Origin of the sequence: Janibacter hoylei PVAS-1 (assembly GCF_004025845.1) — a bacterium.
GTDB classification, from domain to species: domain Bacteria; phylum Actinomycetota; class Actinomycetes; order Actinomycetales; family Dermatophilaceae; genus Janibacter; species Janibacter hoylei.
On sequence record NZ_PIPF01000010.1, the window covers coordinates 111,517 to 122,746 of the forward strand.

The 11,230-nt window shown below is 71.3% G+C and carries 11 protein-coding genes, 1 tRNA gene and 2 pseudogenes; 9 read left to right on the top strand and 5 right to left on the bottom strand.

What is annotated here, in order from left to right; translation table 11 throughout:
* The first annotated feature begins 5 nt into the window (after positions 1-5).
* A complete protein-coding gene (locus CWN80_RS10540) occupies positions 6-767 on the top strand; it encodes a DUF3152 domain-containing protein (protein WP_007925513.1) in 762 nt (253 codons plus the stop codon).
* 311 nt (positions 768-1,078) lie between these two features.
* Here CWN80_RS10540 and CWN80_RS10545 read toward each other — a convergent pair.
* Positions 1,079-1,537 (bottom strand): annotated as a pseudogene (locus CWN80_RS10545) (DUF1990 family protein); the annotation flags it as partial.
* 134 nt (positions 1,538-1,671) lie between these two features.
* Between CWN80_RS10545 and CWN80_RS16110 the strand changes: the two are divergent.
* Positions 1,672-1,758 (top strand): annotated as a pseudogene (locus CWN80_RS16110) (DUF2510 domain-containing protein); the annotation flags it as partial.
* Positions 1,759-2,040: 282 nt separating this feature from the next.
* Positions 2,041-3,237, top strand: coding sequence for an SNIPE associated domain-containing protein (locus CWN80_RS10550; RefSeq protein ID WP_238148191.1), 1,197 nt, complete (start codon positions 2,041-2,043; stop codon positions 3,235-3,237).
* 164 nt (positions 3,238-3,401) lie between these two features.
* On the opposite strand, the gene CWN80_RS10555 is transcribed toward CWN80_RS10550, so the two are convergent.
* Positions 3,402-3,477, bottom strand: a tRNA-Ala gene (locus CWN80_RS10555).
* Between the two features lie 86 nt (positions 3,478-3,563).
* Here CWN80_RS10555 and CWN80_RS10560 point away from each other — a divergent pair.
* Positions 3,564-4,853: an AI-2E family transporter gene (locus CWN80_RS10560; RefSeq protein ID WP_007925507.1), complete on the top strand. Its 1,290-nt coding sequence runs from the start codon at positions 3,564-3,566 to the stop codon at positions 4,851-4,853.
* A 4-nt stretch (positions 4,854-4,857) separates the two neighbouring features.
* On the opposite strand, the gene CWN80_RS10565 is transcribed toward CWN80_RS10560, so the two are convergent.
* Genes CWN80_RS10565 through CWN80_RS10575 form a run of 3 tightly spaced genes read right to left on the bottom strand, consistent with a single transcriptional unit; the run spans position 4,858 to position 7,777 of the window.
* Complete coding sequence (locus CWN80_RS10565; protein WP_128277259.1) at positions 4,858-5,688, bottom strand: hypothetical protein; 831 nt, start codon at positions 5,686-5,688, stop codon at positions 4,858-4,860.
* A 26-nt stretch (positions 5,689-5,714) separates the two neighbouring features.
* Entirely contained in the window at positions 5,715-6,383 is a 669-nt protein-coding gene (locus tag CWN80_RS10570) for a GNAT family N-acetyltransferase (RefSeq protein WP_007926687.1), read from the bottom strand.
* Complete coding sequence (locus tag CWN80_RS10575) at positions 6,380-7,777, bottom strand: UTP--glucose-1-phosphate uridylyltransferase (protein ID WP_040881091.1); 1,398 nt, start codon at positions 7,775-7,777, stop codon at positions 6,380-6,382. Before CWN80_RS10575 ends, CWN80_RS10570 begins: the two co-directional genes overlap by 4 nt.
* 25 nt (positions 7,778-7,802) lie before the next feature.
* Between CWN80_RS10575 and CWN80_RS10580 the strand changes: the two genes are divergently transcribed.
* The 5 genes from CWN80_RS10580 (at position 7,803) to CWN80_RS10600 (ending at position 11,142) form a co-directional block, all read left to right on the top strand.
* Positions 7,803-8,381, top strand: coding sequence for a 5-formyltetrahydrofolate cyclo-ligase (locus CWN80_RS10580; RefSeq protein ID WP_007926684.1), 579 nt, complete (start codon positions 7,803-7,805; stop codon positions 8,379-8,381).
* The gene (locus CWN80_RS10585; protein ID WP_128277260.1) at positions 8,378-9,901 is read left to right on the top strand and encodes a potassium/proton antiporter; all 1,524 of its coding nucleotides are present in this window, start codon (positions 8,378-8,380) and stop codon (positions 9,899-9,901) included. The genes CWN80_RS10580 and CWN80_RS10585 overlap by 4 nt, the downstream gene beginning before the upstream one ends.
* Before the next feature lie 10 nt (positions 9,902-9,911).
* Positions 9,912-10,184, top strand: coding sequence for an FmdB family zinc ribbon protein (locus tag CWN80_RS10590; RefSeq protein WP_040881078.1), 273 nt, complete (start codon positions 9,912-9,914; stop codon positions 10,182-10,184).
* Positions 10,185-10,225: 41 nt separating this feature from the next.
* Entirely contained in the window at positions 10,226-10,660 is a 435-nt protein-coding gene (locus CWN80_RS10595; protein WP_007926682.1) for a hypothetical protein, read from the top strand.
* A gap of 113 nt (positions 10,661-10,773) precedes the next feature.
* A complete protein-coding gene (locus tag CWN80_RS10600; protein ID WP_007926681.1) occupies positions 10,774-11,142 on the top strand; it encodes an MscL family protein in 369 nt (122 codons plus the stop codon).
* Positions 11,143-11,230 lie beyond the last annotated feature (88 nt).

Genomic DNA, 11,230 nt, shown 5'->3' on the forward strand with positions numbered 1-11,230 from the left:
CCGTCATGTCCCTCCGCCGTCGCCGGGTCGCCGCCGCGGCACTCGCCGCCCTCACCGTCTGCGTCGTCGTCGTGGGGGTCAGGGCGGCCCATGGCGACGGTGAGCCGACGACGCAGGTGAGCCCGGTGAGCACCAGCACGACGACCGCCACCACGACGGCGGCGCCCTCGCCGACGACCTCGGCGCGTCCGACGCTGCCCGACTACCGCTCCACCGGAGACTTCTCCCGCAGCCCGACCGGCACCCCGGTGCGCGGTCGCAGCACCGGCCAGCTCGTCACCTACCGCGTCGAGGTCGAGCGCGGCTCGGGCGTGACGACGAGCGAGTTCGCCGCCACGATCGACCGGACCCTGCGCCACGAGCGGGGCTGGACGCGCGGCGGCCACTGGCGCTTCCAGCGGATCGTGCGCCACGAGCCCGACGTGACGATCCGCCTGGCCACCCCGCGCACGGTCGACCGCGCCTGCGGCGCCGCCGGTGCCGACACCGACGGCTACACCTCCTGCCGGGCCGGCTCGGTCATCTGGCTCAACCTCGACCGCTGGTACATCGGGGTCCCCCACGTGCCCAACCTGCACACCTACCGCGCCTACCTCATCAACCACGAGGTGGGCCACGCGCTCGGCCGCGGCCACGAGCGCTGCCCGGGCCGGGGCCGACCCGCGCCCGTCATGGTCCAGCAGACCCTCGTGCTCGGCGGGTGCATCCCCAATGCGTGGCCACGCACGCCCGGGGGCCGCCCGATCACCGGCCCGCCGGCCGAGTAGTTGTCAGCCATGGTCGTACCGGGCAGGGGTGTGGTGCGCTGCGCCCGTGCCGCAGCCTGGGCCTGCGCGGCCCGGCGGCCTGTCGGTCGGCGCCCACCTCGTCGGTGGCGGCGGGCTCCCTTCGGCCGGTGGCGCACGCCGACCCCCCCGCAGCTCGTCGGTATGGGCCGCGAAGACCTCTTCGTCCGGCTCCGACCAGTCGAAGCGCCGTCGGGCCCGACGAAGTAGCCGTCGAGCGAGATGTTTATCGAGTAGGTGACGAGGCGGGGCGTGGGTGCCATGGACCGACGCTACTGGCGAAGGGGAGCCCGTCACCCCTCGTCGTCGGCGAGCGCCGACAGGTAGCGGTCGGTGATCCGCGACTGGACGCGCCGCCCCACCTGTCCCGCGAGGCGGGCCAGACGGGACGACGGACGGGAGACGGCGGTGATGGTGAGGGTGACGTCGCCCGTTTCGCCCAGCTCCACGACGAACGACTCCTCGCCGCCCTCAGGGTGCCCGGGGAGGGTGCCGTAGGCGAAGCCGCGACGGGTGGGCTCGTCGACCACGTCCACGACCCGCACCGGCGCCCGCAGGCCCAGCCGCCCCACGCCCAGGCGCAGCTCGGCGACCGCTCCGGTCTCGACCCGCTCGTGCGATGCCGTGGCTCGACGGTGCATCTGCCACGTCAGCAGGGCATCGGCGGCCCGCTCGAAGTCCGCCAGCCCCGATCCGACCCGACGGCTGCGGCGCAGCTCCGCGAACCCGCCCGGCGCCACGCCCGTGCGCGTGCACCCGACAGCGGCTTAGGTGAGGGCGCGCTGGTCCATGCTCGCCATGCTGGCACGGGGACACGACCGAGCCCGGCTCTACGACCGACGTTGTCCCCCTCGCTCGGTAGCGTGACCTGCGGGAGGCGAGAGCAATGGCGAACGGTTCACAAGCGGGCTGGTATCCGGACCCCATGCGGAAGTTTCAGCATCGGTATTGGGACGGCAGCCGCTGGACGGAGCACGTCAGCACAGGCGGCGAGATGTCCATTGACCCTCTGCCTTCGGCCCCTGAACCCACAGCTCACATGCCGCCCACCGAGGCAGGGTTTCCCGCCGAGTCGTCTACCGCGGTCGCGTCTTCTTCAGAAGGCGCGACCACACCCCCACCCGTAGAGGCTCAGACACCACGCGTTCCCAGTGGGCCAACGCAAGGTGGAACCGGGTGGACTCCCAACGAAAAGATCACGACCTTCAACGCCAAGCGTGTGGCACACGAGCTTCAGGTCGAGAACCAGCGGCTCTTGGGCTCCCTGGAGCAGTGTGAGCGACTGCTGGCGGAGTTGGGTGCGCTCGACGTTGCCGCGCGGGAGCAGCGCATCGAAGCGCAGAGACAGACCGAGGAAGCTGTAAGACAGCAGGTGGCCCAACTGCAGCGGCAGGTCAACGACCTCGAACGGCAGGTCATCGTCAACCGCGATCGTCTAATCCTGGAGGAGGTCGGCCTCTTCGACTTCGAGCATCCGGCGGAGGCCTCAGCCGCACTGGCCACCGAGCTCGAGGCTCTGCGCTCTGACATCCGACAGACGAACAAGATCGGTTCTGCGATCACCGCCGCGCCGAACTTCACCTTCAACAACTCTCTCGCCAAGGGAAAAACCTTCGTCAACCAGATGAGTCGCATCATGCTGCGTGCCTACAACGCCGAGGCAGAGAACGCCGTCAAGACGGTGAAGGCCGGCAACCTCACCTCGGCGCAGAAGCGCCTGTCCACAGCCCGAGAGCAGATCGCCAAACAGGGGCAGATGATCGACCTCGCAGTCACCGACCAATACCACCGACTCCGCCTCCGGGAGCTTGAGCTTGCGGCCCGTCATGAGCAGGCAAAGGCTGCCGACCGGCAGCAAGAGCGCGAGCGTCGTGCAGAACTCCGAGAGCAGCGCGCCCTTGAGGCCGAAATCCAGCGTGAGAAGGACCGCCTGGCAAAGGAGCGCGGCCACTACCTCAACTCCATCCAGCGCCTGCGGGACTCCGGCGACACCACCAGCGCGGAGTCGCTTCAAGCAGAACTCGACCGCATTGACGCGGAGATCGCCGCGGCGGACTACCGTGCGGCCAACATCCGAGCCGGGTATGTCTACGTCATCTCCAACATCGGCGCCTTTGGTGAAGGCGTCGTCAAGATCGGCATGACTCGGCGCCTCCAACCCGAGGAACGCATCCGCGAGCTAGGCGATGCGTCCGTGCCGTTCAACTTCGATGTGCATGCATTGTTCTTCAGCGACGACGCGGTCACGATCGAGGCGATGCTTCACCGCGAATTCGCCCGTCAGCGACTGAACAAGGTCAACCACCGACGGGAGTTCTTCCGAGTCCATCCACAGTCGGTCCTTGACGCCCTCACCGAGCACAACGTGTCCGTCATCGAATTCAACACACACGCTGCGGCCGACGACTACCGCATGAGCTGGCCTGACGGATACCCGGCCAGCGCCGACTGACAGCCACAGAGTTAGGGCACGGGGGCCGATCGGGCGGGCCTCGAGCGGCTCAATGCCGAGTGGAGGTACCGCCGGGGTACCAACTCCCCCGCCGATGGCCGGGCACAGTCGTGATGCACCCCAAGAACGACGAAGGCCCCCGGCGTGGTGCCGGGGGCCTTCGGTGGTGGAGCTGAGGGGATTCGAACCCCTGACCTTCTCATTGCGAACGAGACGCGCTACCAACTGCGCCACAGCCCCGAGAACGTCGGTAACCATAACACCGTGATGACGCGTCGCCACAATCCGTGCGGTTACAGTCGACAGACCCGACCCGAAGGACGTGCATGAGCGACAAGCGCCGCCCGAAGGGGGTCCGGTTGCCCCGTCTCCCCCGCCGGCTGCCGCAGCTGCCCCAGCTGCCGGCACCACCTCCGCAGGAGCGACAGATCGTCATCCAGACGACCCCTCCCGGTGCGGGCGGCAGCGGGGCGGTGCCGCCGGCCTTCAGGGCCGCCTCGGAGTGGGTGTGGCGCTCCCTCGTCATCGGCGTCGGCATCATCGCCCTGCTGTGGCTCATCTCGAAGCTCTCCGAGGTCGTCTTCCCCGTCATCATCGCCCTGCTGCTCGCGGCGCTGCTCGAGCCGGCCTTCCAGCGCCTGCGCGCCGTCCTGCCGCGCGGCCTGGCCGCCGGGGTGACGGTGCTCGGCACGCTCGCGGTGCTCGTCGGTCTCTTCAGCTTCGTCGGCAACCAGTTCGCCTCCCAGCTCGACGACATCGTCAGCCAGGTGAGCCAGGGCGTCGACGAGTCGCGCCGCTGGGCGGTCAACACCTTCGGCCTGACCGAGGGCCAGATCACGACATGGGTCTCCGAGACGTGGAGCCAGCTCACCGAGGGTGACGCCCTCTCCTCACGCGCCGCCCAAGCGGGGCTGACGGTCGGGCAGCTGCTCACCGGCTTCTTCCTGGCGATGTTCTCGCTCTTCTTCTTCCTTTACGACGGCGCGGGCATCTGGGCGTGGGTCGTACGCCTCTTTCCCCGCGGTGCCCGTGCCAAGGTCCTCTCCTCCGGGGCGATCGCGTGGAACCAGCTCAAGGCCTTCACCCGCGCGACGATCCTTGTCGCGGGCACCGACGCCCTCGGCATCGGGCTGGGCGCCTTCGGCCTCGGCGTCCCCTTCGCCTCAGGCATCGCCCTGCTCGTCTTCATCGGTGCCTTCATCCCGATCGTCGGCGCCCTGATGTCCGGCTTCGTCGCGGTCGCCCTCGCTTTCGTCGCCAAGGGCCCGATCACGGCGCTCATCATGCTCGGCATCGTCATCGCCGTGCAGCAGGTGGAGTCCCACCTGCTGCAGCCGCTGCTCCTCGGCCGGGCCGTGCGCGTCCACCCGCTCGCGGTCATCCTCGGCATCGCGACGGGCATCGTCGTCGGTGGTGTCATCGGCGCCCTCGTCGCCGTGCCGCTCGTCGCGGTGCTCAACGCGGTGGGGCACAACCTGCTCGACCCGGTGCCCGAGGACGTCAATGAGCCCGCGGACCTCGCCGACCCGCAGGAGCGCTCCGAGATCCGGGAGGACATCGCGCAGGACACCGCCCGCTCGAGCATCGAGCCGGGCGAGTCCCCCTTCGACGTCTAGTCGGTCAGCCCCAGCCGGCGATGGCCGGCAGGTCGTCGTCCTCGACGTCGATGACCTGCGGGGTCTCGTCGTCGGCGGCCGGCGCAGCGGTCGGAGCCGGGGCGGGCTCCCGTCGGGCGGCGGCCTTCATCGTGTAGACGGGCCGCGGGACCGGGGTGGGCTCCCAGGTGCCGGGCTCCGGGGTGGTGGCGATGGGCTCCTCGACCTCGTCCATCTCGGCGGCAGCCGCTGCAGCGACCGCGGGAGCCGCGACGTCGTAGATCCGCTCGGCACGCCGGCGCGGGGCGGGCGACGCCTCGCGCGCGGCGGGCTCGGCCCGACGCGGGGTGGGAGCGGTGGCGGTGGCGGTCCGACGCTCCTGCGCCCGGGCACGACCGCGCGCCTCGCGCTCGGCCTGCACCGCCTGTCGCAGCCAGCCGAAGGCAGCGACGGTCCCGACGAGCCAGGCGAGGGCGACCCACCAGGTCAGCGGGCCGAAGGCAGCGACGAGGGTGACGACGGGCAGCAGCACGAGCATCGTCAGCAGCACCAGACCGCGGACCCGACGCGGCGCACCGACGACGGGCTCGACCATGCGGGCCCGGGCGGGGGCCCCGGCGTGCTTGACGGTCACCTCGGGGCGCGCAGTGCGCGCCGGGGTCACGGCGTAGGAGCGCGGCGTGGGCTCGGTGGCCTCACGACGCAGTCGGTGGTCGTCGAGCACCCGCATCGCGGCGGAGAAGCGGTCGACGGATCGCACGGTGGAGAGGTGGTCGCGGCGCTTGATCCAGTACTGGAGGAGGTAGACAGCCCAGATCGCCACGACGAGGACGAAGATGAGGCTGCTCGGCTGCACGGACCCAACGCTAGGCAGTCACGTCGTCAGGGTGGTGCAGGCTGGTCGGTGTGTCGCGCACGTGACGCCTGATGTTGGTGTGACAGACGTGCTCGCAGCCCTCCGGGACCCAGCTCGTCGGTGACGACGGCGAAGCTGCGGTGGTCGCGCCAGGCGCCGTCGATGTGCAGGTAGGCACGCCGCAGCCCCTCCTCGCGCAGGCCGAGCTTGGCCGCGACGGCCAGGCTCGGCGCGTTGTCGGGGCGGATCTCCAGCTGCACCCGGTGCAGTGCCCGGCCCTGCGGGTCCATGAGGTGGTCGGCGAGTATCGCCACGGCCGTCGGCGCGATGCCTCGGCCGGCGACCTCGCGCCCGACCCAGTAGCCGATGCTCGCGGAGCGCAGCGCGCCCTCGACGATGCTGCTCGCCGCGACGAGACCGACGATCGCGGAGTCGACGACGATCGCCAGGGTGAGCCCGGTGCCGGACCTCGCCTCGGCGTCCAGGGCCCGCACGTACCCGCGGAAGTCGGCGGCGATGTCGCGCCGCGGCACCCCGCCCGGTGGCGTCGTGGGGTCCCACGGCGTCAGCCAGTCGGCATTGCGGCGGCGCAGTGCGATGAACTCGTCACGGTCACCACGCACGAGCGGACGAAGGGAGATCCTCTCGCCGTGCACGGTGGCGCCGGTGAGCACGACCCCGCGCCGGCGCCTCACCGGGGCAGCTCGACCCGCCCCTCGAGACGGGCCCCCTCCGGCAGGGTCGCCGGCTCGGTGGCGACGACCTCGACGTCGCCGACGGCGCGCACGTCCGCGCCGAAGGTGACGTCACCGGTCACCTGCAGCGAGGTGCACTCGCGCAGCGACGGCACCCCCTGCGGGAAGCGGGCGTCGAAGTCGTGGATGAGCTTGTACGTCGGGTCGAGCCGCACCGTCGGGTCGCCGCGGTCGATGGTAGAGACGACGCGCCACCGCTCGTCGAGCTCGAAGACGTCGGAGCGCAGCAGGAGCAGCTCGTTGGTCGTCTTGACGGGCCGGAAGCGCGAGCGCGGTACCCGCAGCGCGACGCTGCCCTCGAAGGCCTCGACGGCCGAGCCCATGGCCGACTCGATCTGGATGACGGGGGTGGAGTCGGGGCGGGTCGGGTCGACGGTCTTGCGGTTGACGATGATCGGCAGGCCGAGGTCGCCGTCGCGCTCGCGCAGCAGCTGGTCGAGCCGGTCGAGGTCGACCCACAGGTTGTTGGTGTTGAACCACTGGTGCCGGCGGATGTCCTGGAAGTGCTCCTGGTCGTCGTCGACGACCATCGCCGACTCGCGCAGGACGAGCTGGCCGTCACTGCGGCGCACCGCGAGGTGGCCACCCTTGCGGTCGTTGAGGGTCCGCTCGGCGACCTCGACGGCGAAGGGGATGCCCTCCGCCACCATCCAGGCCGCGATGTCGGGGTCGCAGGTCGCGCCGAGGTTGTCGGAGTTGGAGATGAAGGCGTAGCGGATCCCGGCCGCGCGCATGCGATCGAGCAGGCCGGAGGCGGCGAGCGCGACGTAGACGTCGCCGTGACCCGGCGGGCACCACTCGAGGTCGGGGTCCTCCGCCCACGTCACCGGGGCGAGGGTCTCGGCGTCGAGCTTGGGCTCCATGTTTTGCAGGAAGTCCAGGGGCAATGCTTGGTCGGCCATCTGCGGGTACCGCTCGAGGATCTCGAGCGAGCGCTCGCGGGTGCGGAAGGAGTTGAGCAGCACGAGCGGCGGCCGAGCCCCAAAGCGCTCCTCGAGGGCGATGAGCTGGCGGACGATGACGTCGAGGAAGGTCTGTCCGTCGCGCGCGACGAGTGCCGCCTTGGGCCCGGCCATGCCCATGCTCGTCCCGAGGCCGCCGTTGAGCTTGACGACCGCGACCCGGGCGAGGGCCTCGCGGCGCGCCTCGTCGTCGACCTCGAGGGCGGCGAGCTCGGGCACGTCGACGAGCGGCTCGAGGGTGTCCTCGCGGACCATCCCCTGCTCGCCTGCCGCCAGCTGCTCCCAGTAGTGCTCGAAGACGGTGATCGCCCGCTGGTCCACCCCCGCTGCAGCCATCCGCTCGACGGCCCTCGCACACCCCTCGCGACTCATGGTGGTCACCTTACGATGTCGTCCCATGACACTCGGCGCGCGATCGAAGGGGGAAACCCGCCGCCTCCTGCGGGCGCGGCGGCGCGAGATCGTCGCCACCCGTGACCTCATCGCCGACGGCGCCGCGATCGCCGCCCAGCTCGAGGCGTCACCGCCGGCCGGGTGGTCGGCCACGACGCCCGGGACGGTGCTGTCGTACGAGTCCCTCCCCCACGAGCCCTCGACGGTCGCGGTCAACGACGCCCTGCGGGCTCGCGGCCACCGCGTGCTCGTGCCGATCACGCTGGACGACATGCAGCTGGACTGGTGCGACCTCGACGACCCGGGGCGGACCCCCTTCGGCATCGACGCACCGACCGGGGCCGACCTCGTGCTCGCCCCGGGGTTGGCCGTCGACCGCGACGGCACCCGCCTGGGCCAGGGCGGCGGCTGCTACGACCGGGTGCTGCCGATGCTCGCCCCGCACGTGCCCGTCGTCGTGCTGCTGCACCCCGGCGAGCTCGCCGACGAGGCGCTGCCACGGGAGCCGCACGACGTGCCGGTCGCCTGGGTGCTGAGCGCCCTCGGGTGCGGCCCCGTGGCCCCCGACGGGACGACGAGGTGATCTCGAGCGGGCAGACGCCCGGCTTCGACCTCTCGGAGCTCTCGCTCGCCCTGCTCGCCGGCTCGCTCGTCCTCGTCGTCGCCGTGGCGGCCGTGCGCCTGGCCAACCGCGCCGGGCTGCCGACCCTGCTGCTCTACCTCGCGATCGGGCTTGCCCTCGGCCAGGAGGGCCTGGGCATCCCCTTCGACTCCGACCAGGCCGCGCAGGTGCTCGGCTACTGCGCGCTCGTGCTCATCCTCGTCGAGGGCGGCCTCACGACGTCGTGGTCCTCGATCCGGGCCTCGGTGGCACCGGCCCTCGCCCTGTCGACCGTCGGGGTGCTCGTGTCTGTCGCGGTCGTGGCCGTCGCGCTGCACGAGATCCTGCACACCGACTGGCAGATCAGCCTGCTCATCGGCGCGATCCTCGCCTCGACCGATGCCGCCGCCGTCTTTTCCGTCCTGCGCGTCGTGCCGCTGCCCCGCCGGCTGTCGGGGATGCTCGAGGCCGAGTCGGGCTTCAACGACGCCCCCGTCGTCCTGCTCGTCACGGCCCTCTCGCTGCAGCTGGCCGACCCCGCGGAGGCCGAGCCGTGGTGGCAGATCGGGCTGCTCGCCATCGCCGAGCTCACCGGTGGCGCGCTCATCGGGCTCGCGATCGGCTGGCTCGGGGGCAAGCTCATGCGACAGCTCGCGTCAGGCACCTCCGGCCTGTTCTCCCTCGGGGTCGTCGGCATCGGCGTGCTCGCCTACGCGGCGGCCTCGACGGCGCACACCTCGGGCTTCATCGCCTGCTACCTCGCGGCGCTCGTCCTGGGCAACATGCACCTGCCGCACCGGCAGTCGGTGACCGGGTTCGCCCAGGCGCTCGGCTGGCTGTCGCAGATCGGACTCTTCGTCATGCTCGGCCTGCTGGCCCGCCCCTCCGGCTTCGTCGACGAGGTGCCCCGCGCGATCCTCGCCGGGCTGGTCCTGCTCCTCGTCGCCAGGCCGCTCTCGGTGATCGTCTCCCTCACCCCCTTCGGCGTACCGTGGCGGGAGCAGGCCTTCCTCTCCTGGGCCGGCCTGCGCGGGGCCGTGCCCGTCGTCCTCGCGACGGTGCCGATCACCAACAACGTGCCGGGTGTCGAGTGGGTCTTCGACCTCGTCTTCATGCTCGTCGTCATCTTCACCCTCGTGCAGGCGCCGCTCATGCCGCGGGTGGCCCGCGCCCTGCGGGTCACCGAGCCGGGCCGGGCCGCTGACGTCGTGGTCGAGGCCATGCCGCTCGAGGAGCTCGGGGCGGAGATGCTCGACGTCGCCGTCCACGAGGGCTCCCGCCTGGCCGGGGTCGAGGTCTACGAGCTGCGCCTGCCGCAGGGGGTCAACGTCTCCCTCGTCGTCCGCGGCGCGGAGACCTTCGTCCCCGACGCGCACACCCGGCTGTGGACCGGTGACCGGCTGCTCGTCGTCACCCCCGGCGCGCAGCGCGAGCGGGCCGAGCACCGGCTGCGCTCGGTCGCCCGCCACGGACGCCTGGCCGGCTGGCACCGCGACGTATGATGGCAGGGCCATGCCTACCTATGCCTACGCCTGCGCCGACTGCGGCCACGCCTTCGACATCGTCCAGTCCTTCAGCGACGACGCGCTGACGACGTGCCCGCAGTGCCAGGGCCGTCTGCGCAAGCAGTTCAACGCCGTGGGCGTCGTCTTCAAGGGTGGCGGCTTCTACCGCAACGACTCGCGGTCGACGAGCGCGAGCAGCGACTCCGCGACCAGCTCGAGCTCCTCCTCCGACTCGTCCACAGGCTCGACCGCCTCGACGACGTCGTCCACCGCGAGCTGACGCCACTCCCACACGCCTTGGGCCGGCCCTAGCGTCGGGCCATGGCCACCTCGCGTCTCGCGCAGCACCTCCCGTCCCTCTTCGGGCCCTCCCGTCGGGCGGCCTGGCGGCTCTCGCTCGCGCGCCGGCTGCTCGCCGTGAGCGCGATCCTCCTCGCCCTCCAGCTCGTCCTCGGGGCCACCGGCGGCGAGTCCACCGAGCCGGTCACCGACCCGGTCGGTGACGGACCCCAGCTGACCCTCCCCCTCGCCCTGCCCGGCGACCACCTCGCGACGGATGACGAGGTCGACGTCTACCTGGCCGGTCGCGCGACCCCGCTCGCCACGGGCGCTCGGGTCACCGGCACCTCCGAGGGCGCGTCCGGGCAGTCCGTGGCCCGGGTCGTCCTGCAGCCGGACGAGATCCGCACGATCCTGCGCAGCATGGGGCCGGGCGGGGCTTCCGAGGGCGGTTTCGTCGTCGTGACGACGGGCTGACGGACGCGCCACGGGGGTCTCTTGCGGCGCAATGTGAGTCCGGATGGTTCACACTGTCAGGCGAGTGACGTTCGCGCGTCACGCCCCTGTACCCCATCCGAAGGGAGACCCTCATGAAGGGCTTCAAGGACTTCCTCATGCGTGGCAATCTCGTCGAGATCGCCACCGGTCTGATCATGGCGACCGCCTTCGCGGCCGTCGTCACCAATTTCACCAACTTCCTGCTCGAGGTCGTCGGTCGCATCACCGGCGGCAAGGAGTTCAACTTCGATGACATGGAGATCCTCGGTTTCCAGACCATCGGTCCTCTCCTGACCGCCCTCGTCGCCTTCCTCATCATGGCCGCGGTCGTGTACTTCGGTGTCATCAAGCCCTACACCGCGATGCGCCAGCGCTTCGTCGCGGCCGAGGAGGAGACCACCGACGAGTCCGTCGAGCTGCTCCGCGAGATCCGCGACTCCCTGCGCGCCGGCCGCGCCTGAGTCACGCCACACGGGTAGACCCCGGCCGCACGGTGATCCGTGCGGCCGGGGTCTTCTGCTGTGCGCCCGCGGGCGCGGCGCGGCGCGA

Coding starts and splice junctions, on each gene's coding strand:
- CWN80_RS10540 (WP_007925513.1), top strand. CDS start 6: ATGTCCCTCCGCCGTCGCCGGGTCGCCGCCGCGGCACTCGCCGCCCTC.
- CWN80_RS10560 (WP_007925507.1), top strand. CDS start 3,564: ATGAGCGACAAGCGCCGCCCGAAGGGGGTCCGGTTGCCCCGTCTCCCC.
- CWN80_RS10575 (WP_040881091.1), bottom strand. CDS start 7,777: ATGAGTCGCGAGGGGTGTGCGAGGGCCGTCGAGCGGATGGCTGCAGCG.
- CWN80_RS10580 (WP_007926684.1), top strand. CDS start 7,803: ATGACACTCGGCGCGCGATCGAAGGGGGAAACCCGCCGCCTCCTGCGG.
- CWN80_RS10590 (WP_040881078.1), top strand. CDS start 9,912: ATGCCTACCTATGCCTACGCCTGCGCCGACTGCGGCCACGCCTTCGAC.
- CWN80_RS10595 (WP_007926682.1), top strand. CDS start 10,226: ATGGCCACCTCGCGTCTCGCGCAGCACCTCCCGTCCCTCTTCGGGCCC.
- CWN80_RS10600 (WP_007926681.1), top strand. CDS start 10,774: ATGAAGGGCTTCAAGGACTTCCTCATGCGTGGCAATCTCGTCGAGATC.